The 22,111-nt window shown below is 37.1% G+C and carries 38 protein-coding genes; 3 read left to right on the top strand and 35 right to left on the bottom strand.

All coding sequences use genetic code 11. The features are described 5' to 3' along the window. Positions 1-17: 17 nt before the first annotated feature. The 25 genes from infA to rpsJ form a co-directional block, all read right to left on the bottom strand. Positions 18-239 (bottom strand): translation initiation factor IF-1, encoded by a 222-nt coding sequence (infA, locus tag J6L95_RS01010; RefSeq protein WP_029070253.1) that lies wholly within the window; start codon positions 237-239, stop codon positions 18-20. Positions 240-250: 11 nt separating this feature from the next. Beyond that, entirely contained in the window at positions 251-997 is a 747-nt protein-coding gene (map, locus tag J6L95_RS01005) for a type I methionyl aminopeptidase (RefSeq protein WP_029070252.1), read from the bottom strand. Next, positions 997-1,650: an adenylate kinase gene (locus J6L95_RS01000; protein ID WP_029070251.1), complete on the bottom strand. Its 654-nt coding sequence runs from the start codon at positions 1,648-1,650 to the stop codon at positions 997-999. Before J6L95_RS01000 ends, map begins: the two co-directional genes overlap by 1 nt. Before the next feature lie 26 nt (positions 1,651-1,676). Continuing rightward, a complete protein-coding gene (secY, locus tag J6L95_RS00995) occupies positions 1,677-2,975 on the bottom strand; it encodes a preprotein translocase subunit SecY (RefSeq protein WP_029070250.1) in 1,299 nt (432 codons plus the stop codon). 2 nt (positions 2,976-2,977) lie between these two features. After that, complete coding sequence (gene rplO / locus J6L95_RS00990; RefSeq protein ID WP_029070249.1) at positions 2,978-3,418, bottom strand: 50S ribosomal protein L15; 441 nt, start codon at positions 3,416-3,418, stop codon at positions 2,978-2,980. Positions 3,419-3,429: 11 nt separating this feature from the next. Next, entirely contained in the window at positions 3,430-3,612 is a 183-nt protein-coding gene (gene rpmD / locus J6L95_RS00985; protein ID WP_029070248.1) for a 50S ribosomal protein L30, read from the bottom strand. A 13-nt stretch (positions 3,613-3,625) separates the two neighbouring features. Beyond that, positions 3,626-4,189, bottom strand: a complete 564-nt coding sequence (gene rpsE / locus J6L95_RS00980; protein WP_074624610.1) for a 30S ribosomal protein S5 — start codon at positions 4,187-4,189, stop codon at positions 3,626-3,628. A 15-nt stretch (positions 4,190-4,204) separates the two neighbouring features. Beyond that, on the bottom strand, positions 4,205-4,561 hold the full coding sequence (rplR, locus tag J6L95_RS00975) for a 50S ribosomal protein L18 (protein WP_029070246.1): 357 nt from the start codon (positions 4,559-4,561) through the stop codon (positions 4,205-4,207). 24 nt (positions 4,562-4,585) lie between these two features. After that, a complete protein-coding gene (gene rplF / locus J6L95_RS00970; protein ID WP_029070245.1) occupies positions 4,586-5,131 on the bottom strand; it encodes a 50S ribosomal protein L6 in 546 nt (181 codons plus the stop codon). A 25-nt stretch (positions 5,132-5,156) separates the two neighbouring features. Next, on the bottom strand, positions 5,157-5,549 hold the full coding sequence (gene rpsH / locus J6L95_RS00965) for a 30S ribosomal protein S8 (RefSeq protein WP_287457757.1): 393 nt from the start codon (positions 5,547-5,549) through the stop codon (positions 5,157-5,159). A 31-nt stretch (positions 5,550-5,580) separates the two neighbouring features. Further along, a complete protein-coding gene (locus J6L95_RS00960; protein ID WP_029070243.1) occupies positions 5,581-5,766 on the bottom strand; it encodes a type Z 30S ribosomal protein S14 in 186 nt (61 codons plus the stop codon). A gap of 16 nt (positions 5,767-5,782) precedes the next feature. Then, positions 5,783-6,322, bottom strand: coding sequence for a 50S ribosomal protein L5 (rplE, locus tag J6L95_RS00955; protein WP_029070242.1), 540 nt, complete (start codon positions 6,320-6,322; stop codon positions 5,783-5,785). A gap of 16 nt (positions 6,323-6,338) precedes the next feature. Continuing rightward, positions 6,339-6,659: a 50S ribosomal protein L24 gene (gene rplX, locus J6L95_RS00950; protein ID WP_287457756.1), complete on the bottom strand. Its 321-nt coding sequence runs from the start codon at positions 6,657-6,659 to the stop codon at positions 6,339-6,341. Positions 6,660-6,673: 14 nt separating this feature from the next. Continuing rightward, complete coding sequence (rplN, locus tag J6L95_RS00945; RefSeq protein WP_029070240.1) at positions 6,674-7,042, bottom strand: 50S ribosomal protein L14; 369 nt, start codon at positions 7,040-7,042, stop codon at positions 6,674-6,676. Between the two features lie 24 nt (positions 7,043-7,066). Further along, positions 7,067-7,327, bottom strand: a complete 261-nt coding sequence (gene rpsQ / locus J6L95_RS00940) for a 30S ribosomal protein S17 (protein WP_029070239.1) — start codon at positions 7,325-7,327, stop codon at positions 7,067-7,069. An 11-nt stretch (positions 7,328-7,338) separates the two neighbouring features. Continuing rightward, positions 7,339-7,533, bottom strand: a complete 195-nt coding sequence (gene rpmC / locus J6L95_RS00935) for a 50S ribosomal protein L29 (protein ID WP_029070238.1) — start codon at positions 7,531-7,533, stop codon at positions 7,339-7,341. A 3-nt stretch (positions 7,534-7,536) separates the two neighbouring features. Then, on the bottom strand, positions 7,537-7,947 hold the full coding sequence (gene rplP / locus J6L95_RS00930; RefSeq protein WP_029070237.1) for a 50S ribosomal protein L16: 411 nt from the start codon (positions 7,945-7,947) through the stop codon (positions 7,537-7,539). Between the two features lie 2 nt (positions 7,948-7,949). After that, positions 7,950-8,603 carry a 30S ribosomal protein S3 gene (gene rpsC / locus J6L95_RS00925; RefSeq protein WP_029070236.1) on the bottom strand — a complete coding sequence of 218 codons (654 nt, stop codon included), beginning with the start codon at positions 8,601-8,603 and terminating at the stop codon, positions 7,950-7,952. Between the two features lie 11 nt (positions 8,604-8,614). Continuing rightward, positions 8,615-8,947: a 50S ribosomal protein L22 gene (rplV, locus tag J6L95_RS00920; RefSeq protein WP_029070235.1), complete on the bottom strand. Its 333-nt coding sequence runs from the start codon at positions 8,945-8,947 to the stop codon at positions 8,615-8,617. A gap of 18 nt (positions 8,948-8,965) precedes the next feature. Then, entirely contained in the window at positions 8,966-9,235 is a 270-nt protein-coding gene (rpsS, locus tag J6L95_RS00915) for a 30S ribosomal protein S19 (protein ID WP_029070234.1), read from the bottom strand. Positions 9,236-9,252: 17 nt separating this feature from the next. Beyond that, positions 9,253-10,086 carry a 50S ribosomal protein L2 gene (gene rplB / locus J6L95_RS00910; RefSeq protein ID WP_029070233.1) on the bottom strand — a complete coding sequence of 278 codons (834 nt, stop codon included), beginning with the start codon at positions 10,084-10,086 and terminating at the stop codon, positions 9,253-9,255. A 61-nt stretch (positions 10,087-10,147) separates the two neighbouring features. Next, positions 10,148-10,438 (bottom strand): 50S ribosomal protein L23, encoded by a 291-nt coding sequence (gene rplW, locus J6L95_RS00905; protein WP_029070232.1) that lies wholly within the window; start codon positions 10,436-10,438, stop codon positions 10,148-10,150. Next, positions 10,438-11,061 carry a 50S ribosomal protein L4 gene (rplD, locus tag J6L95_RS00900; RefSeq protein ID WP_287457755.1) on the bottom strand — a complete coding sequence of 208 codons (624 nt, stop codon included), beginning with the start codon at positions 11,059-11,061 and terminating at the stop codon, positions 10,438-10,440. Before rplD ends, rplW begins: the two co-directional genes overlap by 1 nt. Positions 11,062-11,084: 23 nt before the next feature. Next, positions 11,085-11,780, bottom strand: coding sequence for a 50S ribosomal protein L3 (gene rplC, locus J6L95_RS00895; protein ID WP_029070230.1), 696 nt, complete (start codon positions 11,778-11,780; stop codon positions 11,085-11,087). Positions 11,781-11,800: 20 nt separating this feature from the next. Next, on the bottom strand, positions 11,801-12,109 hold the full coding sequence (rpsJ, locus tag J6L95_RS00890; protein WP_029070229.1) for a 30S ribosomal protein S10: 309 nt from the start codon (positions 12,107-12,109) through the stop codon (positions 11,801-11,803). Positions 12,110-12,421: 312 nt separating this feature from the next. Between rpsJ and J6L95_RS00885 the strand changes: the two genes are divergently transcribed. Then, positions 12,422-12,736, top strand: coding sequence for a GIY-YIG nuclease family protein (locus J6L95_RS00885; RefSeq protein ID WP_287457754.1), 315 nt, complete (start codon positions 12,422-12,424; stop codon positions 12,734-12,736). Here J6L95_RS00885 and J6L95_RS00880 read toward each other — a convergent pair. Then, entirely contained in the window at positions 12,706-14,088 is a 1,383-nt protein-coding gene (locus tag J6L95_RS00880) for an aminopeptidase (RefSeq protein ID WP_287457753.1), read from the bottom strand. The genes J6L95_RS00885 and J6L95_RS00880 overlap by 31 nt on opposite strands. A 145-nt stretch (positions 14,089-14,233) precedes the next feature. Between J6L95_RS00880 and pduL the strand changes: the two genes are divergently transcribed. Further along, complete coding sequence (pduL, locus tag J6L95_RS00875; protein ID WP_029070226.1) at positions 14,234-14,800, top strand: phosphate propanoyltransferase; 567 nt, start codon at positions 14,234-14,236, stop codon at positions 14,798-14,800. Between the two features lie 27 nt (positions 14,801-14,827). Here the strand turns inward: pduL and J6L95_RS00870 are convergent, their stop codons facing one another. The 7 genes from J6L95_RS00870 to J6L95_RS00840 all read right to left on the bottom strand — a co-directional run bounded on the left by J6L95_RS00870 (position 14,828) and on the right by J6L95_RS00840 (position 19,703). After that, complete coding sequence (locus J6L95_RS00870; RefSeq protein WP_074685330.1) at positions 14,828-15,667, bottom strand: YitT family protein; 840 nt, start codon at positions 15,665-15,667, stop codon at positions 14,828-14,830. Positions 15,668-15,700: 33 nt separating this feature from the next. Continuing rightward, positions 15,701-16,216, bottom strand: coding sequence for a flavodoxin domain-containing protein (locus tag J6L95_RS00865; protein ID WP_029070224.1), 516 nt, complete (start codon positions 16,214-16,216; stop codon positions 15,701-15,703). 72 nt (positions 16,217-16,288) lie between these two features. Further along, positions 16,289-16,564, bottom strand: a complete 276-nt coding sequence (locus J6L95_RS00860) for an HU family DNA-binding protein (protein ID WP_029070223.1) — start codon at positions 16,562-16,564, stop codon at positions 16,289-16,291. An 85-nt stretch (positions 16,565-16,649) separates the two neighbouring features. Beyond that, complete coding sequence (locus J6L95_RS00855; protein ID WP_287457752.1) at positions 16,650-17,483, bottom strand: MurR/RpiR family transcriptional regulator; 834 nt, start codon at positions 17,481-17,483, stop codon at positions 16,650-16,652. Then, a complete protein-coding gene (locus J6L95_RS00850) occupies positions 17,464-18,033 on the bottom strand; it encodes a Fe-S-containing hydro-lyase (protein WP_287457750.1) in 570 nt (189 codons plus the stop codon). The genes J6L95_RS00855 and J6L95_RS00850 overlap by 20 nt, the downstream gene beginning before the upstream one ends. After that, positions 18,030-18,872 carry a fumarate hydratase gene (locus J6L95_RS00845; protein WP_029070220.1) on the bottom strand — a complete coding sequence of 281 codons (843 nt, stop codon included), beginning with the start codon at positions 18,870-18,872 and terminating at the stop codon, positions 18,030-18,032. The genes J6L95_RS00850 and J6L95_RS00845 overlap by 4 nt, the downstream gene beginning before the upstream one ends. A gap of 18 nt (positions 18,873-18,890) precedes the next feature. Next, positions 18,891-19,703, bottom strand: a complete 813-nt coding sequence (locus J6L95_RS00840) for a MurR/RpiR family transcriptional regulator (protein WP_029070219.1) — start codon at positions 19,701-19,703, stop codon at positions 18,891-18,893. A 144-nt stretch (positions 19,704-19,847) separates the two neighbouring features. Between J6L95_RS00840 and J6L95_RS00835 the strand changes: the two genes are divergently transcribed. Continuing rightward, positions 19,848-20,126, top strand: coding sequence for a hypothetical protein (locus tag J6L95_RS00835; RefSeq protein WP_287457747.1), 279 nt, complete (start codon positions 19,848-19,850; stop codon positions 20,124-20,126). Positions 20,127-20,232: 106 nt separating this feature from the next. On the opposite strand, the gene J6L95_RS00830 is transcribed toward J6L95_RS00835, so the two are convergent. Beyond that, complete coding sequence (locus J6L95_RS00830) at positions 20,233-20,991, bottom strand: hypothetical protein (protein ID WP_287457746.1); 759 nt, start codon at positions 20,989-20,991, stop codon at positions 20,233-20,235. A 396-nt stretch (positions 20,992-21,387) separates the two neighbouring features. Beyond that, positions 21,388-22,095, bottom strand: coding sequence for a polysaccharide deacetylase family protein (locus J6L95_RS00825; RefSeq protein ID WP_287457745.1), 708 nt, complete (start codon positions 22,093-22,095; stop codon positions 21,388-21,390). Positions 22,096-22,111 lie beyond the last annotated feature (16 nt).

Raw genomic sequence — 22,111 nt, 5'->3', positions numbered from 1 at the left:
TTACCTCCTGTTGGGTATTATTTATGTCTAAATGTGATGCGCCCACGTGTTAAATCATACGGACTAATTTCGACTGTTACTTTATCCCCCGGTAAAATGCGGATGTAGTTCATTCGGATTTTACCAGAAACGTGAGCAAGAATAGTAACTCCGTTTTCTAACTGAACTTGAAACTGTGCATTAGGCAATGTTTCAACAACAGTAGCTTCGACTTCAATCACGTCGTTTTTCTTTGCCATACTTTTACCTCTTAAACTTTTGTCATAATCTCATAGCCATCATCAGTGATTGCTACGGTATGCTCGTAATGAGCTGCTAGAGAATGGTCTTTTGTTTTTACAGTCCAACCATCATCTAATGTATAGACTTCTTCACCGCCAAGATGGGCCATTGGTTCAATCGCAAGTACCATACCTTTTTTCAAACGTGGACCTCTACCAGGAGCTCCCCAGTTTGGAACAGATGGATCTTCATGAACCTCAGTACCAATTCCATGACCTGTGTAGTCTCTAGGTGTTGTACAACCATGACTCTCTAAGTAAGTCTGCACAGCATGAGATATATCGGATAAGCGATTTCCAGGTTTAACTTGGGCCAAACCTGCAAATAATGCAGCCTCAGTCACTTCCATGAGATGTTTGACGTCGTCGCTAGGAGTACCTACTACATAGGTCCAGGCACTATCGCCATGATAACCTTTCCAGCAGGCTCCCACGTCAACTGAGATAATGTCACCATCTTTTAAGACATAGTTATCTGGGATACCATGAACAACTGTGTCTCCTACAGATACACAGACAGCTCCAGGGAAACCATAAAGGTTTAGGAAGCTAGGTGTACAACCTTCATCACGGATAATCTTTTCACAGAAGTCTGAAACTTCTTTTGTTGTTAAACCTGGCTTAAGCCATTTTTCTAATTCTTGATGAACAAGTCCAACAACATGACCAGCATGTCTCATCAATTCAATTTCTCTTGAATCTTTGATAGTAATCATTATTTATCCTCCAAAACATCCTCTATTGCTTTAAAAACATCTTCCATTGACTGATTGCCGTCAACGTTCTTAAGCGAACCTTTCATTGCATAATAGTCAATGAGTGGGCGAGTCTGTTTTTCGTATGTAGCGAGTCTAACCTTAACGGCTTCTTCGCTTTCGTCAGATCTCTGATATAATTCTCCACCGCAGACATCGCATACGCCTTCAACCTTTGGTGGTTTGTACATGATGTGGAATGTGTTACCACATTCTCTACATGTTCTTCTACCAGATAATCTTCCAATTAATTCTTCTTCAGGGATATCAAGATTAACATTTGCATCAATCTTGAATCCAAATTCTCTTTCCCAAGATTCAAGCTCTCTAGCCTGAACAACTGTTCTTGGGAAACCATCTAAAATGAATCCATTCTTGAACTCTGATAAATGTTCTTTTAAATAGTCATAGACCATTTCATTAGTAAAATCATCAGGTACAAGATATCCATATTTTATAAAGTAGTTAGCAATTACTCCAAACTTATTCTGTTCTTTAATTGCAGCTCTGAATAGGTCTCCTGTAGAAATCTGAACTAGTCCATATTTTTCTACAAGTTTCTTTGCTTGAGTCCCTTTTCCTGCACCAGGAGGACCCATTAAAATAATGTTCATTGTACGACCACTCCTTATTAAACTACTTATTTTCTAATGTATCCATGGTACTCTTTACGAGTAAGGATACTTCTGATCTGACGGATTGTTTCAAGGGCAACACCAGCCACGATAATCAAACCAGTACCACCAAGTGATAAGGCATTATCAGCAGTAGCTGTCCAAACAACCGGAACAATGATAGGAATTGCAGCAATGATTGTTAAGAACAATGCACCAACTACAGTGATTCTATTTAACACTGTACCGATATATTTCTTAGTATCAACCCCTGGTCTGACATCAGGAATTGCGCCTCCACTCTTCTTAAGATCTTCAGAAATCTTTTTAGCATCAATCTGTAGATTTGAATAGAAGAATGTGAAGAATACAATCATGATAACATATAGGACAAAACCAACAGGCTTCTGATAATTCAAAATATTATCAATAGCAGTCGTTGTGCTTGTACTCTTCATGAAACTAATGATAGTTCTAGGAGCAGCAAGTACACTGGCCGCGAAGATAACAGGAATTACAGATGAACTGTTAATCTTCAATGGCATATGTGTATCTTCCTTTGTACGCATGATTGTCTGTGAGTTTGTAGGATAGAACATCTTAATCTTACGAATAGCGCCTTCCGTATAAACAACAAACACCATGATTGCTAAGTAAGCAAGTACAAATAACGCATACCATACAATGCTTGTTACAGCTGTCATTGTCGACTTATAAGATACCATTGTATCGTATGAAGTCAAGAACTGATTTGGTAAATTGGCAACAATACCAGTGAAGATCAACAATGAAGTACCGTTTCCGACACCCTTGATTGTAATCTGATCACCAATCCACATTGCAAACATTGAACCAGCAGCCATAATCAAGACAACATACACATAAGTGTAAAGTGATGACTGAGTTAAGATGCCATACCCTTTATCAAATGCATATGTAAGAGAGCCACCCTGAATAGCTGCAAGAGCTAATGTCAGGAATCTTGTGACTCTGTCTTTTTTCTTCTTACCGTTATTTCCTTCCTTCTGCCATTGAGCTAAGACAGGAATAACGTCCATTGATAATAATTCAATAATGATGGAAGAAGTAATATATGGAGAAACCCCCAATGAAAATAGGGAGAATCTCTCTAAAGTACCTCCACCTAGCATGTTCATAATACCGAAAATACCAGAGTTGGTAGCAGCAGATGTTAAACTGCTTGTATCAATATATGGAATTGTAACGGCTGCTCCTAAACGGAACACAAACAACATACCAAGTGTGAAGATGACCTTTCTACGCAATTCACCTTTTTTAAAGACATTCTTTAAAAAGTTAATCACCTTTAGATCACCTCAGTTTTTCCACCTGCAGCTTCGATGGCCTTAACCGCTGAAGCAGAGAACTTGTTAGCTTTAACAGTTAAAGCAACACTAAGTTCACCATTACCTAAGATTTTTAAACCATCTAATTCTTTTTTAACTAAACCAGCAGCTTTTAAAGCTTCAAAATCTACTACTGCGTTAGCTTCGAATTTGTTTAAATCTTCAACATTAACAATTGCAAATTCTTTTCTATTAACGTTTGTGAAACCACGTTTTGGTAAACGCATGAATAATGGAGTCTGTCCACCTTCGAAACCAGGTTTCTTACCTCCACCTGATCTAGCGCCCTGACCTTTCTGACCTCTTGTAGAAGTCTTACCATGTCCAGAACTTGTTCCACGTCCTACACGTTTTCTTTCTTTACGTGCACCTTCAGTGTAATGTAATTCGTGTAATTTCATGATCGCACCTCCTACTGTTTTTCTTCTACTGTTACAAGGTGTCTAACAGTGTTGATCATACCTTGAGTATAGACATTGTCTTCTCTTTCGACAGTCTTGTGCATTTTAGTTAAACCTAAGGCTTTAAGAGTAGCCTTCTGGTTTTTCTTAGCACCAATTGGGCTCTTTGTAAGAGTAATTGATAATTTTGCCATTTAAAGCTCCTCCTTAACCGTAAATTTCTTCAACAGTTTTGTCTCTTAATGCAGCTACCTGTTCAACAGTCTTCATTTCTGATAAACCTTTGATAGTTGCTCTTACCATGTTGATTGGTGTTCTAGAACCAATACATTTAGATAAGATATCTGAATAACCAGCTAATTCTACAACCGCTCTGACTGGTCCACCAGCGATGATTCCAGTACCTTCAGCAGCAGGTTTTAAGAATACATATCCAGAACCGAACTGACCCTTAATTTCATGAGGGATTGTACCATGTTTGATTGAAACATTGATAAGGTTCTTTTTAGCAGCTTCGCTTGCTTTTCTGATTGCATCAGGTACTTCGTGAGCTTTACCAGTACCGAATCCAACTCTACCTTTTTTGTCTCCGATGACAACTAAGGCAGCAAAACGCATTTTACGTCCACCTTTTACAACTTTAGTGATACGGTTAATAGTGACAACACGTTCTTCAAATTCTTTTTCAACTCTAGGTCTTCTTTTGTTATTTCTACGACCATTTCTTCTCTGACCGTTATTACGATCATTTCTTGGTTTACGCTGTTCCATTATTTAACCTCCCTCTTAGAATTTAAGTCCAGCTTCTCTAGCAGCTTCTGCTAGTGCTTTTACTCTACCATGATAGATGTATCCACCACGATCGAATACGACTACTTCAATATTCTTAGCTAATGCTCTTTTAGCAACTTCTGTACCAACTGTCTTAGCAGCTTCAATGTTTGAACCGTTTTCTAACTTTAATTCTACTGAGTTAGCAGATGCTAAAGTTACACCATTCACATCATCAATGATCTGAGCATGAATGTTTTTGTTTGAACGGAAAACATTAAGTCTAGGACATTCTGGAGTACCAGAGATTTTTTTACGAACTCTAAGATGACGTCTAACACGAACATCGTTTCTTGACAATTTCTTTGCCATGATCCTATATCCTCCTTAGTTTGACTACTTCTTACCTGCAGTCTTACCTTCTTTTCTGATGATTCTTTCATCAGTGTACTTAATACCTTTACCTTTATAAGGTTCTGGTTTCTTGACAGCGCGGATCTGCGCAGCAACTTCGCCGACTCTTTCTTTTGAAATACCAGATACTTTAATCTGAGTCTGGCTAGGGCATTCTACTTTAACACCCTCTTCAACATCGATTTCTACTGGATGAGAGAAACCAACATTTAATACTAATTTATTACCTTTCATCTGAGCACGGTAACCAATACCGACGATTTCAAGGTTCTTTTCAAATCCATTTTTAACGCCTTCAATCATGTTTGCGATTAAGGCTCTTGTTGTACCATGTAACTGTTTAGTGTGCTTAACTTCGTTAGCTCTTGAGCAACGGATTTCATTACCTTCCTGAGCGATTGTAATGACATCAGCAAACTGTCTTGTTAATTCTCCTTTAGGACCTTTAACTGTAACAGTATTATCTTCAGCAATTGTTACTGTGACATCTTCAGGTACATTGATGACTTTTAAACCAATACGAGACATCGTATTACCTCCTGTATTTTTTTTATTACCAGATGTAAGCTAATACTTCTCCGCCAATGTTCTTAGCTCTAGCTTCTTTATCTGTTAAAAGCCCCTGAGAAGTTGATAAGATGACGATTCCTAAACCGTTTAATACCTTAGGAATTTCATTTGACTTAGCGTACTGACGTAAACCTGGTTTAGAAACTCTCTTAAGACCAGTGATTACTCTTTCATTACCTTTATATTTTAAAGTGATAATGATGTTAGATTTAACACCTTCACCTTCGACTCTATATCCTGCTACGAAACCTTCGTTTGTAAGGATCTTAGCTAATTCAACTTTTAATTTAGAAGTTGGAATTGAAACTTCTTCATGTCTCTGCTGATTAGCATTACGAATTCTTGTTAACATATCTGCAATAGGATCGTTTACCATTTGCAAATCCTCCTTCCTGTTGGGTTAAATATTACCAGCTTGCTTTTTTAACTCCAGGAATTTCACCTTTATAAGCTAATTCTCTGAAGCAGATACGACAAAGCTTAAACTTTCTCATAACTGAATGTGGACGTCCACAACGTTCGCATCTTGTATATTCACGAACCTGAAATTTCTGAGGACGCTGCTGTTTAATTTTCATTGATGTTTTTGCCATAGTCTATTTTGTCCTCCTATTTAGCAAAAGGCATACCTAATTCAGTTAACAATGCTTTACCTTCTTCATCAGTCTTAGCAGTTGTAACGAATACAATATCCATACCTCTTAATTTGTTGACCTTATCGAAATCAATTTCAGGGAAGATCAACTGTTCCTTAACACCTAAAGTGTAGTTACCTCTTCCATCAAAAGAGTTATTTGGAACACCTCTGAAGTCTCTTACACGTGGTAAAGAGATAGATACTAATTTATCTAAGAATTCATACATTCTTTCTCCACGTAAAGTAACCTTACATCCGATAGCCTGTCCTTCACGAATTTTGAAACCTGCGATAGATTTCTTAGCTTTAGTGATGATTGGTTTCTGACCAGAGATTAAAGTTAATTCTTCTACAGCTTCGTCTAATAATTTAGAGTTAGTAACTGCATCACCAACACCGATATTTAAGACGATTTTTTCCATCTTAGGAAGCTGCATAATTGATTTATAGTTGAACTTAGCCATTAAGTTCTTACTGATTTCGTTATTATAACGTTCCTGTAATCTGTTCATGATTGCCTCCTATAGATTATTTCTTCTTTTCTTTGATGACTTCACCAGTAGCTTTATTAACTCTGACTTTTTTGCCATCTTCAAATTTATAACCAAGCTTAACTTTAGCTTTAGCTTTAGTGTCATAGTATGCAACGTTAGAAGCATCGATTGGAGCTTCAACTGTCTGGATTCCACCTTCTGGATCAGACTGAGAAGGTTTGATATGTTTTTTAACTTTGTTGACACCTTCAACTACGACTTTATTTGTTTTATGGTTGATAGAAAGGATTTCTCCTGTCATACCTTTATCGCTACCAGCGATAACCATAACTGTATCACCAACACGTACTTTCATCGTTTCTTATCCTCCTATAATACTTCAGGAGCTAATGATACGATTCTCATGAAATCTGCATCTCTTAACTCTCTTGCAACAGGGCCAAAGATACGAGTCCCTTTAGGTGAGTTATCATCTTTGATGATTACACATGCGTTATCATCGAATCTGATGTAAGAACCGTTTTCACGAGTTACACCATATTTTGTTCTTACGATAACTGCCTTTACAACTTCACCTTTCTTTACTGTACCACCTGGAGTAGCCTGTTTTACTGATGCAACAACGACATCACCGATGTTGCTTGTTTTTCTATTAGAACCGCCTAAATTTCTGATGACTAATACTTCCTTTGCACCAGTGTTATCAGCGACTTTTAATCTTGATTCGTTTTGGATCATTGTTGTGACCTCCTTTCAGAAGAATTAAATGATTTCTGCCTTCTTAACGACTTCTACTAAACGGAAACGTTTTGTTGCAGATAATGGTCTAGTTGCCATAATCTTAACGATATCACCAGTTCTAGCAACGTTATTTTCATCATGTGCTTTGAACTTTTTAGATGATTTCATACGTTTACCATATAACTTGTGAGATACATGTGTTTCTACAAGAACAGTGATAGTCTTATCCATCTTAGTAGAGATGACTGTTCCAGTGTAAACTTTACGATCGTTTCTTTCCATACTCATCTCTCCTATTTTTCTAATTCTCTTTCTCTAATTACAGTTTTGATTTTAGCGATTGACTTTCTAACTTCTCTGATACGAGCTGTATTTTCTAACTGTCCAGTAGCCTGCTGAAATCTTAAACTAAATAACTCTTTTTTGAACTCTTCTACTTTTTTAAGTAATTCAGTAGTTTCAATATTTCTAATATCTGCGACTTTCATGAGTTACTCACCTCTCTTAATGACTTTACATTTGATAGGTAACTTATGTGCAGCAAGTCTTAATGCTTCTCTTGCTACTTCTTCAGATACACCAGCTACTTCAAACATAACTCGTCCTTCTTTAACAACTGCAACCCATTCTTCTGGAGAACCTTTACCTGAACCCATACGTACTTCCAATGGCTTCTTAGTTTTTGCTAAATGAGGGAAGATTCTAATCCAAACCTGTCCTTCACGGTTCATGTATCTATTGATAGCGATACGGGCTGCTTCAATCTGTCTTGAAGTGATCCAAGCACCATCCTGGGCAACAAGACCATATTCACCAAAGGCAACAAATTTTCCACCTTTAGTCTTACCTTCATATTTAATTCTATGAGGTCTTCTATATTTTGTTCTCTTAGGCATTAACATGATTATTTGTCCTCCTTGTTTTTCTCAGGAAGAATTTCTCCCTTACAGATCCAGACTTTTACACCAAGCTTACCATAAGTAGTATCAGCTTCAGCTGTAGCATAATCAATGTCAGCTCTTAATGTATGAAGAGGTACATTACCTTCAGAGTATCCTTCAGTTCTTGCCATATCAGCTCCACCTAAACGACCTGATACTGCAGTTTTGATACCTTTAGCACCTGATCTCATAGCTGACTGGATAGCTCTCTTCTGAACTGTTCTGAATGAAGCTCTGTTTTCAAGCTGTTCAGCGATTCTCTTAGCAACTAACTGAGCGTTTGTATCAGCGTTCTTGATTTCAACAACGTTGATGTAAACCTGTTTACCGTCTACTAACTTAACAACTTCTTTTCTTAAAGCATCAATAGCTTCTCCACCTTTACCGATGACAACACCAGGACGTGAAGTATGAACGAAGATATTGATTCTCTTCTTAGATCTTTCGATATCGATCTTTGCAACATATGCTCTTGATAGTTTTTCCTGAAGGAAATTACGGATTTTTAAATCTTCATGAAGTAATGTTGCGAATTCTTTATTATCTGCATACCATCTTGAACTCCAATCGCGGTTAACACCAACACGGAATCCTACTGGACTTACTTTCTGACCCATTGTCTTTCCTCCTATTTTTCTTCTACCACAGCAGTGATGTGGCATGTTCTCTTTAAGATTTGAGTTCCCTGTCCTTTTGCTTTAGCACGGAATCTCTTTAATGTAGGACCTTCGTCTACATAAATTTCTTTAATAACTAATTTATCTTTGTCTGCACCTTCATTATGTACAGCATTAGCTGCAGCTGAGCTAATTACTTTGATAATTGCAGGTGTAGCACTTTTATTCGTATATTCAAGAATACCTAATGCATCCTTGACACTCTTACCTCTAACTAAGTCCACGACTAATCTGGCTTTTTGAGCAGATACACGAATGTTTTTAGCTTGCGCTCTTGCTTCCATGTTTATATCCTCCTCAAATTACGCTTTTCCGTCAGTGATATGACCTTTGAATGTTCTAGTTGGAGCGAATTCTCCTAACTTATGACCAACCATATCTTCAGTTACATATACTGGAATATGTTCTCTTCCATTATAGACAGCGAATGTATGTTCGATGAACTGAGGGAAGATTGTAGATCTTCTTGACCAAGTTTTGATTACTTCTTTTTTGCCTGAAGCATTTAAAGCTTCCACTTTTTTCATTAAGTGTTCATCAACGAAAGGCCCTTTTTTCAAGCTTCTTGCCATGTTTTCTTCTCCTCCTATTATTTACCGTTTCTTCTACGTACGATTAATTTATTAGAATGTTTCTTACTATTTCTAGTCTTAACACCCATAGCTTTTTTACCCCAAGGAGTAAGTGGAGCTTTACGACCGATTGAAGTTTTACCTTCCCCACCACCATGAGGGTGATCGTTAGGGTTCATTACAGAACCACGAACTGTAGGTCTGATACCTTTCCAACGATTTCTACCAGCTTTACCGATGTTAACTAATGAATGATCTTCATTACCAACTTCACCGACAGTAGCACGGCAAACTTTTAAGAATTTTCTCACTTCACCAGAACTTAATCTGATTGTAGCGTATTTTCCTTCGAAACCAAGAATCTGAGCAGATACACCAGCAGATCTAGCAATCTGTCCACCTTTTCCTGGATGCATTTCAATATTGTGGATTAAAGTACCTTCTGGCATGTTACCCATTGGTAATGAGTTACCAGTTACGATATCCACTTCTTCACCAGACACGATTGTCTGACCAACTTCTAACCCCTTAGGAGCTAAGATATATCTCTTTTCACCATCTGCATAGTTGATTAATGCGATGTTTGCTGATCTGTTTGGATCATATTCGATAGTAGCAACTTTACCAGGTACATTATCTTTATTTCTCTTGAAATCGATAATTCTGTATTTTCTCTTATGTCCACCACCATGATGTCTAGTAGTGATCTGACCCTGGTTGTTACGTCCAGCTTTCTTATTAACAGTTGTCAATAATGACTTTTCAGGTTTCTGAGCAGTGATTTCTTCTTTAGTCAATGCTGTCATATTACGACGACCGTTAGTAGTAGGCTTATATGCTTTAATAGGCATTGTTTGTTCCTCCTTATTTAGTCTCTGGGACGAGTGCATCCCAATAAAGTTTTAGCAATGATTATTCTTCACCGAATAAGTTGATTGTATTTCCTTCAGCTAAAGAAACGATTGCTTTCTTTCTTGCGTTAGTCTTACCAACGTAACGACCAACTCTTTTTGTTTTACCTTTAATGTTCATAGTGTTAACGCTTGTTACTTTTACATTGAACATAGCTTCAACAGCCTGTTTGATTTCAGTCTTGTTAGAGTTAACATCTACATCGAAAGTATACTTGTTTTCATCCTGCATTAATCTGATAGATTTTTCAGTTAAAACAGGTTTCTTTAATACATCAGTAATGTGTGCCATTATGCAAGTACCTCCTCAACAGCTTTGATTGCTGCTTCAGTCATGAATAAGTTTGTGCTATCTAAGATATCATAAACGTTTACATGCTTAGCATCGATTAACTTAACATTTGGTAAGTTTCTTGCAGATAATGCAACATTATCATTTAATTCATCAACAACAACTAATGCTTTTCTAGGAGTATTGAACGCAGTCATTACTTCTTTCATGTTCTTAGTCTTAACTGAATCAAATGCTAAATCATTTAAAGCAGTGAATTCATTGTCGATTAATTTCTGAGATAATGCAGATCTTAATGCAAGTCTTCTTACTTTTCTGTTTAATTTGAATTTATAGCTTCTTGGAGTAGGACCAAATACAGTTCCTCCACCTACCCACTGAGGAGCACGTGTAGATCCCTGTCTAGCTCTACCTGTACCTTTCTGTCTCCAAGGTTTCTTTCCGCCGCCTCTTACTTCAGAACGACCTTTAACCTTATGAGTACCCTGTCTTAATGAAGCTCTCTGTAGTAATACCATATCAAAGATTGCCTGATTGTTTGGTTCGATTGCGAATACCGCATCGTTTAATTCGATTTCACCAACGTTTTCAGCTTTCTGGTTTAATAATGCAACTTTTGCCATGTCTATTTCCTCCTCTCGCTTCATTATTCAGCTGCCGCTGCAGCTTCTTCTTTAGCATAAGAAACTAATTCCTTAGCTTCGTTTACCTTTCCGTTTTTCTTAACTGCTGAATGAATAACAACTAAACCTTTCTTTGGTCCAGGAACTGATCCTGAGATTAAGATACAATTGTTAGCTGCATCAACAGCAACTACTTCTAAGTTCTGAACTGTTCTTGTAACATGTCCATACTGTCCTGGTAATTTCTTACCTGGAGCAATTCTATTTGGAGCGATTGGCCCCATTGAACCAGCGTGTCTGTGGTTAGGACCTCCACCATGAGCCATTGGAGTACGCTGATAACCAAATCTCTTGATTGTACCAGTGTATCCGTGACCTTTACTAGTTCCCTGAACGTCAACGATTTCACCAGCAGCAAAGCTATCAACTGAAATTTCCTGACCAACTTCATAACTCATCATTTCGTCATAACGAAATTCTTTGATGAAGCGCTTAGGAGCAGTGTTTGCTTTAGCTACGTGTCCAAGTTCTGGCTTGTTTGCTAATTTTTCTCTCTTGTCTTCGAAACCAACCTGTACAGCATTGTATCCATCAGTTTCAACTGTCTTCTTCTGAAGAACAACGTTTGGAGTTGCTTCTACAACTGTTACTGGGATTAACTTACCGTCAGTAGTGAAAACTTGAGTCATACCGATCTTACGGCCTAAGATTCCTTTCATGAGTTACACCTCTACCTTTCTTATAATTTAATTTCAATGTCAACACCAGATGGCAATTCAAGACGAGTTAATACGTCAACTGTTTCTGGAGTTGGGTTCACAATGTCAATAAGACGTTTGTGAGTTCTGATTTCAAACTGTTCACGAGAATCTTTGTATTTATGAACAGCTCTCAAGATTGTATAAATTTCTTTTTCTGTAGGAAGTGGTACTGGACCAACGACCTGAGCGCCTGATTTCTTAGCAGCGCCAACAATCTTTTCTGCTGAATCATCTAAGATCTTGTGATCGAATGATTTCAATCTAATTCTGATTTTGTTGTTTGCCATGATTTGTTCCTCCTTGTCTATTTGTTAGACAACGCTCAATGCGAATTCCCTGAGACACCCTTCCGTTCATGACAACGGCTATCAGCGTTTCAGCAACCTCGCACATCTACGCGTTTCACAACAGTGATATATTACCCTATTCATTTCAGTAATGCAATACTTTTTTTAATTTTTTTCCTTTATTTTCGGACTTTTTTTAAGAAAACTCTTTCTTTATTGATGTAAGTGTTTACATTAAACAATTACCCCATTTATAGATTGTATACAAAATAAAACAATCTTATATGTTACTATAATAAAGAGGTGAAAACGATGTACTATATCTACATATTACGCTGCAATGACCATTCCTTATATACAGGAATAACCAATAATATAGAAAAACGCATGCACCAGCACTTCCATAAAGAAGCTGCTGCCGCAAAATATACCAAATCCCATCCTCCTTTATATATAGAAGCCATCTGGCAATGCGAAAACCGTTCAAAAGCTTCTAAACTTGAATATCATATAAAAAAGCTCACGAAAAAGAAAAAAGAGGCATTGATCCTCTCCCATGACTTATCAGTCATAGAAAGCATCAACCCTCTCGATTATTATTTCATATCCTTTAAGAATGCCTTATAAGCTCTTACTGCTTCAAAGACATCAACCTTTGAACATACTTCCTGTGGAGAATGCATACAAAGAACAGCTAACCCTGCATCAATAACTTCCATACCGTAGTTGGCCATGATGTAGGCGATTGTTCCTCCGCCTCCAACATCAACTTTACCAAGTTCAGCAGTCTGGAACTGCACATTATTTTTCGCCATAACATTTCTGATAGCTGCAATATATTCCGCATTCGCATCATTAGACCCAGACTTACCACGACTACCAGTAAACTTATTGAAGACAATACCTTTTCCTAAGAAAGCCGCATTCTTGCTTTCAAAGACATCCGCATAAAGTGGATCATAGCCAGCAGAGACATCACTTGACAACATCTTACTACGAGAAATAGCTCTTCTCACTGAAAGATCAGAATCAAATCCCATCAATGCCATAAGTTCAGCAGTAGTATTTTCAAAGAACTTAGAATGCATACCACTTGCCCCAACAGAACCAATTTCTTCTTTATCTACTAATAATGTACAAGCAGTACGATCTGGTGTTTCAATATCCAACATCGCAAATAATGAAGTCCAAGCACAGATCTTATCATCTTGACCATAAGCAAGAATCATAGAACGATCAAAGCCAAGATCTCTTGCTTTATCTGCAGGAACTAATTCTAATTCTGCAGAAAGGAAATCTTCTTCTTCTACATCATACTTCTCTTTAAGTAATCTTAAGACATTGGCTTTTACATTATCTTTTTCTACATCATTTAATGTCTGACTACCAACCAATAGGTCAAGAGATTCCCCTTCAATAACCACATTAGCTTTCTTTGACATCTGATTTCCTGCTAAATGAATTAAAAGATCAGTAACAGTAAAGACTGGATCATTATCATCTTCTCCAATATTCACTTTTACAGTTGTACCATCCATCTTTACAATAACGCCATGAAGAGCTAGAGGGATAGTAACCCACTGATACTTCTTAATACCACCATAATAATGTGTATCAAGATAAGCAAAACCTTCTTTTTCATATAAAGGATTCTGCTTAATATCCAATCTAGGTGAATCAATATGAGCCCCAAGAATGTTCATACCATTTTCAATAGAATCTTTACCAATATGATAAAGCACAACTGCCTTATTATTATAGATGGCATATACCTTATCACCTGCTTGAAGCTTCTTGTTTTCCTTTAAACATGATTCAATTGATACATAGCCATGCTTTTCAGCCATATCTTTAGCAAGGTCTACGCATTCTCTTTCTGTCTTCCCTAAATCAAGACAGATCTTATATCGCTCTGCGATTTCATTCATATCATGAAGCTGTGCTTCAACATATGATTCCCACAAAGTTTTTCTTTCCATTTTTTTCAACTCCTTTGTCGTATATTGTAAAAGTTTTTTTCAACGTAATCAAGCAATACGACTTAACTCCTCGATGTAAACTCTTACATTTCTACTTTAAAAAAGAATAAAATAGGAGTAAGATGGGTGTAGGAGGTACGTTTTAATTATGGAAGAATTTATCGTAGAAACATCAGCACGTCACGTGCATCTTTCACAAGCTGACCTTGATACCCTATTTGGAGAAGGCTATCAGCTTACAGTGAAAAAATATCTTTCTCAGCCAGGACAGTTTGCCTGCAATGAAAAAGTCACAGTCGTAGGAAGCCGTGGAGAAAAAGCCATGTCAGTCATCGGCCCTGTCCGCAAGGCAAGCCAGGTCGAAGTCGCTATGACAGATGCGCGTGCTTTAGGTCTTAACGCCACTATTAGAGAATCAGGAGATATTGAAGGCACTGAAGGATGTGTCCTAAAAGGCCCTAAAGGTGAAGTCACTTTAACAAAAGGTGTTATTGCCGCAAAGCGCCATGTCCACATGACACCAGATGATGCCAAACGCTTCAATGTTGCTAACGGTGAAATCGTAAATGTAAAAATCGAAACCGAAGGTCGTTCACTAATCTTTGGCGATACAGTTGTCAGAGTATCTGACAACTACGCTCTTGCAATGCATATTGATACTGATGAATCTAACGCTGCTGGTGGTCCTAAAAAAGGAACTATCGTAAAATAAAAGCTAGCCCGCTTACGCGGGCTTTTTTTATTCGACTTGTTTTGGACAGTACTGCATATCACTGACTTTGTAGACTGTCACAAAAGCCGTTGGATCTTTCTTTTTGACATAGTTCATTAACATGCGATATTCGCTCTTGTTTACAATAGCGACAACTTCATCACGTTCTTCTTTATGATAGGCTCCCACAATACGATAAAGAGTAGCCCCTGATTTCATACTATCTATAATGAAATGCCGAATATCTTCCGCATGTCTAGACACAATGCAGACCTTTCGCTTTAACTTTTGATCAAAGATATAATGATCCAATACCATCCCATTAAGATAAGTACCAAGCAGAGAAAGGATCACCGTCTTTGTATCGTAGGCTAGAATAGCTGACAAGGCAATTAGGATACCTGCCATTGACATAGCTTTTCCTACTTCTATTCCAAAATAGACATTCATGATCTTACCGACAATATCAATCCCACCAGATGATGCATTAGCATTGAAAAGCATCGCTGCCCCGATATTGACAGTAAAGATGTAACAGATGACATCTAATAATGGATCATTGGTCAACGAATGAAAATGTGGGAATATATGTTCTAGACATAAAAGCAGCACCGGCAAAAGGATACTGGCATAGACAGTTCTTGAAATAAATGATTTTCCTACCAGAAAATAACCGATGATCAATAATGTAATATTAAGTATCATCGTAATACCAGCAACTGAAAGAGGCATGAAATGCGACAACACAATAGCCAATCCGGAGATTGAACATACTGCCGCATGTGAAGGCACCAGGAAGAAGAAGACAGCTAAGCTAATAATAAGCGTTGCGATAGTCATAAGTGCATATTCTTTCAATACTTTCATAAAAACTCCTTTAAGACACAAGAATACCAAGACTTACGCCTTGGCATCATCAATTCTTTTTATTTTTTTAGCGAAAATCTCGATTTCTTCATTATCAAAATTCTCAAAGATTTCACCATTGCGTTCCTTAGGCATATAAGGACGTCTTTTATTCATAATGGTCAAAAGCATTCTTTCAGAAATACTTAGCTCAGGATAATAGAGTGCACCACCAAGTCCTGCCATCGTCTTGACATCTTTTAAGATCTCATAATCAAAAGCTCTAGTGACATAAGACATAAATTCACTAAAGAACAATGCGGTTACATAAATGGAATAGTGTCGTTCAATCAAAAAGTCCTGATTCTTTTTTATAAAGCTGACCATTTCCTCATCAAGCTTACCAAAGTAGACAGGAATGCCGAGAATGAGTGTATCACAAGAAGAAAGCTTTTGGAAGTCTAAATCATTATAATCCATCAATAGGCATGTATCACCTAGATATGTGTTAATCACCTTTGCGATTTTTCTTGTAGAGCCATGCTTGCTTTTATAGAGAATACCAATCATAATCGAACCCTCCCTTACTATTTAGTTTAATACATAATACTCAAAGAAAAAAGGGCATTCGCCCTTTTGATATTATTTCTTTAATAATGCTTTTAAAGCAGTTGAAGCTTTAAATGCTGGAGCTTTAGATGCAGGAATATCAATTGGTTCCTTAGTAGCAGGATTGATACCTTTTCTAGCTGCTCTTTCTCTTACTTCAAATTTACCAAGACCAGCAACAGGTACTTCGTCACCTTCTGCTAAAGCTTCTTTTACAGTTTCTACAAATGCGTTTAATGCTGCTTCAGCCTGTACTTTAGTTAAGCCAGCTTCTTCAGCCATTTTTGCAACTAATTCTGTTTTTTTCATAGATTATTATCTCCGTTTCTTATTTTATAATCAAGGTTTTTTACCCTGTTTCAATTATACCAAACATAGAAAGTACATACAAGGATTACATATTATAATATTTAAGTCCATAGCGTAAATAAATAACATTAAATAAGCTTAACATGTCAATTGTACCCATCATTGCAGATTGTGTGTAGTCACTCTCATGACCCTGCAATCTGTAGTAATGACTGATTGCTTCATTCTCGTAATCCTGGTTCATTGTCACAAGAAGAATCTGTGGCTTGCGCTCTGCTAATTTAGAGACAAGATTGTCCATTGCTTTCTTTCTTGCACGAACTGATACGATGATGACCAATTCTCCTTCTTCAATTGTATCAAGCTTCTGTAGTTCATCCCCTCTTTCGACAAAAGAGTAGATAAACTTTTTATGCTTAAGCATCTTTAACTGGAAATCATTGCAGACAAGCTTAGAGAACTGATAAGCATACATATGAATTCTTGGTGAAGAATGCATCAGTTCACAGATTTTATCAATATCTTCTATCTGTACTGAGCTTTGTCCTAATGTTAATGATTTCTTTGTTTCCTCATAGATCTTATTGACAATCTCCTGAGGATTTTCTGCTAACTGCTTTTTCTCTTCTTCTTCAAGATGAATCTCATCATTGGCTAGATCCAAGGCAATCTGCAGCTCTTTCTTAAAACTCGCAAAACTCTTGCAGTTTAGATCCTTACAGAATCTTGAAATCGTTGCTGGTGACGTATAGCACATGTTCGCAAGATCATTAATTGAGATGTTTGGAATCTCATCAAGATTATCAAGAATCGTTTCTGCGATTGTGTAGTACATATCCTGTGAAGATGAAACATTCACATAACTCATAAGAGTATATAGGATATCTACTTCATTATAATTATTTATTGATCTTAGCATATCGTCCCTCCGTATACTTTAATTTACCAATTTCATAGAGATCATGACCTTCATCATCTATGACGACTGTTAAAGGCATATCCTTAACTTCAAGTCTTCTTATTGCTTCTGGACCAAGATCCTCAAAGGCAATCACTTCACAGGAAGTAATGCAATCAGCCATGATTGCGCCAGCCCCGCCGATAGCCCCAAAATATAAGGCATGTGTCTCTTTCATTGTATCAATGACATCCTGACTGCGTTTTCCCTTGCCGATCATGCCTCTTAATCCCTCTTTTAATAAACGAGGAGAATAGGCATCCATACGATAGGATGTCGTTGGTCCACAAGGACCAATTACTTCATCATCAGTTGCAGGCGCCGGTCCTGCAAAATATATAATCGCATCCTTCATATCAAAAGGGAGCTCTTCACCATTATCTAACATTTCAATAATCCGTTTATGCGCTGCATCTCTGGCAGTATAGATTGTCCCACTTAATTTGATTTGATCGCCAGTATGAAGACTCTTGACTTTTTCAAGTGTCAAAGGTGTATGAATTGAAATCATAATACCATCTCCTTATGTCTTGCCACATGGCAACAGATGCTGACGGCACAGGGCAATCCGGCAATATGAGTGGGCAGTGTTTCAATATGAAGAGACAAAGCTGTCGTCGCTCCACCATATCCTGCTGGACCAATACCTAAGGCATTGATGCTCTCTAGAAGCTCTTTTTCTAAAGCACTATAACGTGGATCTTCATGATGTTCATTTGCATCCTTTAACATCGCCTTCTTTGAAAGCAGTGCCACATTTTCAAAGTTTCCGCCAATCCCCACACCTATGACAATAGGTGGGCATGGATTGGGTCCCGCCTGTTCCACAGTGTCCAATACAAATTGCTTAACACCTTCGACACCATCGCTTGGCTTAAGCATCTTAAGCTGACACATATTCTCACTACCAAATCCCTTTGGCGCTACAATGATCTTCAGCTTATCACCGGGCACGATTTCATAATGAATCAAGGCTGGTGTATTATCATTGGTATTCTTTCTTTCAAAGAGTGGATCAGCGACTACGCTTTTACGAAGATAGCCTTCCACATACCCTTGTCTTACACCTTCATTAATTGCATCAGTCAGATTCCCTTCAATATGAACATCCTGTCCCAGTTCAATAAATATACAGGCCATGCCTGTATCCTGACAGATAGGTCGTTTCTTGCTTTTGGCAATATCCGCATTCCGCTTGATTACTTCCAATGTACCTTTAGAAAGAGGCATCTCTTCTTGAGAGATTCCTTTTTTAAGAAGTGCATAAATATCCTTAGGTAAAGCATAGTTTGCTTCAATGCACATTTCTTTTACTTTTTCACTAATCAAGGATGCTTCAATAACTCTCATACTGTCTCCTTTCAATTGCTAACGCTTATTTTTTTCTGAAGGACTATAAAGCGTGTAATATCTTAAACTCATCAATTCAACGGTAGTCAGTAAAGCATGCTTGCCTGACTTGCCATCTTTTGGCATGCTGAGCTTAATTCGATAATCAATTGGAATATTCAGGAAGTTTCTTTCTTCACTGGTAATAAGTACGACCTTGCATTTAGATTTCTTTAGATATTTCATCATCTTGCTGGCAGTACCCATAAAATGACCATTGACTGAAACGACAATGGCAACTGAATCTTTAGTCATATTCATAGCACATTCAAGCTGTCTTTCAGTATCCATATAGGCAGTCGTAAACTTTCCAAGCATCAATAGATCAGTTTGGAAATGCATAGCTGCACTGTTGGAAAACTGTGTTCCAAAGAATACAACCTGCTTGCAGTCATGAATAAGCTTTAGCACCTGATCAATCACATTCCAATCCAATGAGTCTGGTAAATCCTGCATAGTCGCAATAACCTGATTGACATACTCTCTTGTAGCGGCTACAGGCTGCGACTTCATTTTGGCAGCTGGGATATTGATCAGATTATTAAATTTATGTACATCAGATTCAAACATCTGACACTCCTGTTTTAAGTGTGCATAGTTCTCATATCCCAATGCACGACAAAAACGTGAAATAGTTGCTGGCGACACAAAACATGCGTTGGCCAGTTCACTGATACGCATTCCTGAAATCAATGCAAAATTGTTTGCCATAAACAAGGCAATGTTATAATTTGTATCTTTTTCATTTGCGGTATCTAAATAAATAATCAATCTATAAAAGAGGTTCTTCATAATATCCTCCCCTACTCTCTTCAACAATCATATTATATCTTATGATAGCGGTTTATGAAAGTGATTTCATTCCCTTTTTATATTAGATTTTAAATTCAATTGCATCTCACTTCATAAATTGATAAAATATTTTATGGTGATTACATGGATAGAGAATTAATAAGTAGAACATTACAAAATATCATTAATATTTCTCACGTTTGGGAGTATGATAAATTCTCCCATGATCAGTTATCAAAAGCACTTAGAAATGAAATGCTCGATGCCTCTTCTGACAAACCAGAAGCACAAGCAGAGATTGATTCCATTTTAGCTGCTCACCATGATGCGATCATGAATATTGAACACAATAACATTGAAGAAGAATCACACGCACTGTTTCTAGAAGCATTACGTAAATGGAAACGAGATTATTTTCTATAAGAGGCGATAGACATGCAGATTATTATTATCATTGTAGCTGCCATTGGACTTGGCTCACTATATTCTCAATTTCACAAAAAAGACTGAACGCATTGTTCAGTCTTTTTCATTCGATATAGTTTTTTAATTCTTCAAAAGTTAAAGTGACACAGTTTTCTATCAGATGATCGAGTTCATTGTGAGAAAGATAATCCAAAAAACGATAGTTCATATCCCCAAAGCGCTGAATAAATACCTTCTTTAAAAACAGCACCTGGGATTTGATCTGACGCTCTTCTGAGAGCTTCAGCTGTTTCTTTAATAAACTGCACTGTTGCTTGATGGCTTTGACTTCTTCTTGATAATAGTCCCTATAGACACTTTTCATGTTTTCTTCATTTTCAATGAAATGATGGAAACATGAAAGTATTGATGAGCCTAATTCATCTTCATCAGAAGGAGATGTAAGCTGTTCTACAAAATGAGAAAGAAAACTATCATCCCTATTTGAACAAGTCAAAGAAATGAGATCAGTACGCATTCCTTTATCATAAAGCATTGTGCGAGATGAACGATAAGTAAATGTCTCAATAAAAATATCTCTCTTTATACCCGTAAAAACAATCTGATAAAACGGTTCACCGTAAGTATAGCTTGACATCAGCTGCTTAAAAAGTAGTTCAAAGGTTTCTACACGTTCTATTATAAAGTGACAGCGTATCTCTTTTTTATAAAATGTACCTAAGAGAAGATCTCCTTCTTCGATAGATAAGTTGGTGATGTCTTCTTTAATAAGAGATTCAATGATTTGCTTAATGAACTGCTCATCTAGGCTGTGCATGACACTTTTAAAAAACGGCTGACTCAAATAGATCCATTCTTCCATAAGTATGCCTCCTACTATTCTATACGCATACAAATAGAAGTTTTCTTGCAAAATAAAAGATACTCTTTTAAAATCTAACCTTTTCCAGCTTATTATTCTTGGCTCTCTATTCTGATTCGTTTCATTGAGCTCTCCACCTATGACTCTTCTCGCTCATAGATTTCTGTTTGCATCATCAGAATATTTACTATCAGTTTTGATAGTCCTACTTTGGCTTTTCCGAATGATTTCTCAACCTATTCTTTGTTATGCCAGGTCAGATTCTATTTTAGAGTATCTTTTTTCTTTAAGAAGTTGGTTTAATCAGTCCTCCTTCTTTGTAATTAAAATATACCATAACTTGTAAGCGTTTACAAGTTCTTTTTTTAAAAAAAGTGGATTTTTTTTTAAAATCCACTAATTATTGATATGCTGATGTGCCTGGAATGATGATTTAGATAATTTTCTAAATGTATACCCATGTTTCTTGTAGTATTTAATGATCTTTGGCAAAGCCTTTACTGTTGTTGTCTTTGTACGCATATCATGCATTAAAATAACACAGTGATTCATATTGCCGCTCTTAGTCGCATTTCTTGCAATACGCTTATAAGGAACAGTGGCTCCCGCAGCATCCCCACTGCTGACATTCCAGTCCTGATAAATAAGACCTTTTTCTTTTGCCTCTTTAGCAAGCTTCTTCATAATGCCACGTGAGTAATGACGTGAGATGGTATTGGAAGCTCCACCAGGGAATCTGAAGATTTTTGAAGAATGTCCTGTATAGGCTTTAACAATCTTATTCATCTTCTCGTGATCCTTCCAAAAAGCTTTAGTTGAACTATAGATTTTCTTATAGTCATGTGAGTATGTATGAACTTCAACACCATTTCCCATCTGGTAAGCTTTCTTCATATATTTGAAGTAAGCTGGTTCTTGAGCAGTGACAAAGAATGTAGCTACTACGTGATATTTCTTTAAGACCTTAAGAACCTTTGGTGTGTTTTGTGATGGTCCATCATCAAATGTAAGATAAACAATCTTTTTTTCTTTAGCAGATACACTTCCGATAGGAAGCAATAAAGAAAAAACAAGCAAAACAATTAACAGTTTAAATCCCTTCAAGATTATCCCTCTTTTC

This window comes from Kandleria sp., from assembly GCF_017934775.1.
Taxonomy (GTDB): Bacteria; Bacillota_I; Bacilli_A; order Erysipelotrichales; family Coprobacillaceae; genus Kandleria; species Kandleria vitulina.
Note: the sequence above shows the minus strand (reverse complement) of the source record. Positions and strands in the feature narration are given on the sequence as shown.

Bases quoted from the DNA above. Each gene is read 5' to 3' on its own strand.
- J6L95_RS00865 (WP_029070224.1), bottom strand. From the start codon at position 16,216: ATGATTGGTATTCTCTATAAAAGCAAGCATGGCTCTACAAGAAAAATC.
- J6L95_RS00840 (WP_029070219.1), bottom strand. From the start codon at position 19,703: ATGAAGAACCTCTTTTATAGATTGATTATTTATTTAGATACCGCAAAT.
- rplP (WP_029070237.1), bottom strand. From the start codon at position 7,947: ATGTTAATGCCTAAGAGAACAAAATATAGAAGACCTCATAGAATTAAA.
- rpsS (WP_029070234.1), bottom strand. From the start codon at position 9,235: ATGGCAAGAAGCTTGAAAAAAGGGCCTTTCGTTGATGAACACTTAATG.
- J6L95_RS00830 (WP_287457746.1), bottom strand. From the start codon at position 20,991: ATGGAAGAATGGATCTATTTGAGTCAGCCGTTTTTTAAAAGTGTCATG.
- rplX (WP_287457756.1), bottom strand. From the start codon at position 6,659: ATGAAAGTACGTGTTGGTGATACAGTTATGGTTATCGCTGGTAGCGAT.
- rplB (WP_029070233.1), bottom strand. From the start codon at position 10,086: ATGCCTATTAAAGCATATAAGCCTACTACTAACGGTCGTCGTAATATG.
- rpsC (WP_029070236.1), bottom strand. From the start codon at position 8,603: ATGGGTCAGAAAGTAAGTCCAGTAGGATTCCGTGTTGGTGTTAACCGC.
- J6L95_RS00870 (WP_074685330.1), bottom strand. From the start codon at position 15,667: ATGAAAGTATTGAAAGAATATGCACTTATGACTATCGCAACGCTTATT.
- J6L95_RS00885 (WP_287457754.1), top strand. From the start codon at position 12,422: ATGTACTATATCTACATATTACGCTGCAATGACCATTCCTTATATACA.
- J6L95_RS01000 (WP_029070251.1), bottom strand. From the start codon at position 1,650: ATGAACATTATTTTAATGGGTCCTCCTGGTGCAGGAAAAGGGACTCAA.
- rpsJ (WP_029070229.1), bottom strand. From the start codon at position 12,109: ATGGCAAACAACAAAATCAGAATTAGATTGAAATCATTCGATCACAAG.
- infA (WP_029070253.1), bottom strand. From the start codon at position 239: ATGGCAAAGAAAAACGACGTGATTGAAGTCGAAGCTACTGTTGTTGAA.
- J6L95_RS00845 (WP_029070220.1), bottom strand. From the start codon at position 18,872: ATGAGAGTTATTGAAGCATCCTTGATTAGTGAAAAAGTAAAAGAAATG.
- J6L95_RS00960 (WP_029070243.1), bottom strand. From the start codon at position 5,766: ATGGCAAAAACATCAATGAAAATTAAACAGCAGCGTCCTCAGAAATTT.
- rplD (WP_287457755.1), bottom strand. From the start codon at position 11,061: ATGGCAAAAGTTGCATTATTAAACCAGAAAGCTGAAAACGTTGGTGAA.
- rplE (WP_029070242.1), bottom strand. From the start codon at position 6,322: ATGAACAGATTACAGGAACGTTATAATAACGAAATCAGTAAGAACTTA.
- J6L95_RS00880 (WP_287457753.1), bottom strand. From the start codon at position 14,088: ATGGAAAGAAAAACTTTGTGGGAATCATATGTTGAAGCACAGCTTCAT.
- rplV (WP_029070235.1), bottom strand. From the start codon at position 8,947: ATGGAAGCAAGAGCGCAAGCTAAAAACATTCGTGTATCTGCTCAAAAA.
- rpmC (WP_029070238.1), bottom strand. From the start codon at position 7,533: ATGAAAGTCGCAGATATTAGAAATATTGAAACTACTGAATTACTTAAA.
- map (WP_029070252.1), bottom strand. From the start codon at position 997: ATGATTACTATCAAAGATTCAAGAGAAATTGAATTGATGAGACATGCT.
- J6L95_RS00855 (WP_287457752.1), bottom strand. From the start codon at position 17,483: ATGCTAAGATCAATAAATAATTATAATGAAGTAGATATCCTATATACT.
- rpsH (WP_287457757.1), bottom strand. From the start codon at position 5,549: ATGGTAAACGATCCTATTGCAGATATGTTAACAAGAATTCGTAATGCT.
- rplO (WP_029070249.1), bottom strand. From the start codon at position 3,418: ATGAAATTACACGAATTACATTACACTGAAGGTGCACGTAAAGAAAGA.
- rplR (WP_029070246.1), bottom strand. From the start codon at position 4,561: ATGGCAAAGAAATTGTCAAGAAACGATGTTCGTGTTAGACGTCATCTT.
- rplW (WP_029070232.1), bottom strand. From the start codon at position 10,438: ATGGCACACATTACTGATGTATTAAAGAAACCTGTTTTAACTGAAAAA.
- J6L95_RS00860 (WP_029070223.1), bottom strand. From the start codon at position 16,564: ATGAAAAAAACAGAATTAGTTGCAAAAATGGCTGAAGAAGCTGGCTTA.
- rpsE (WP_074624610.1), bottom strand. From the start codon at position 4,189: ATGGAACAGCGTAAACCAAGAAATGATCGTAATAACGGTCAGAGAAGA.
- rplC (WP_029070230.1), bottom strand. From the start codon at position 11,780: ATGAAAGGAATCTTAGGCCGTAAGATCGGTATGACTCAAGTTTTCACT.
- rplF (WP_029070245.1), bottom strand. From the start codon at position 5,131: ATGTCTCGTATTGGTTTAAAAGTCATCAATGTACCTGAAGATGTCACA.
- J6L95_RS00850 (WP_287457750.1), bottom strand. From the start codon at position 18,033: ATGATTTCAATTCATACACCTTTGACACTTGAAAAAGTCAAGAGTCTT.
- J6L95_RS00835 (WP_287457747.1), top strand. From the start codon at position 19,848: ATGGATAGAGAATTAATAAGTAGAACATTACAAAATATCATTAATATT.
- rplN (WP_029070240.1), bottom strand. From the start codon at position 7,042: ATGATCCAAAACGAATCAAGATTAAAAGTCGCTGATAACACTGGTGCA.
- rpsQ (WP_029070239.1), bottom strand. From the start codon at position 7,327: ATGGAAAGAAACGATCGTAAAGTTTACACTGGAACAGTCATCTCTACT.
- rpmD (WP_029070248.1), bottom strand. From the start codon at position 3,612: ATGGCAAAATTATCAATTACTCTTACAAAGAGCCCAATTGGTGCTAAG.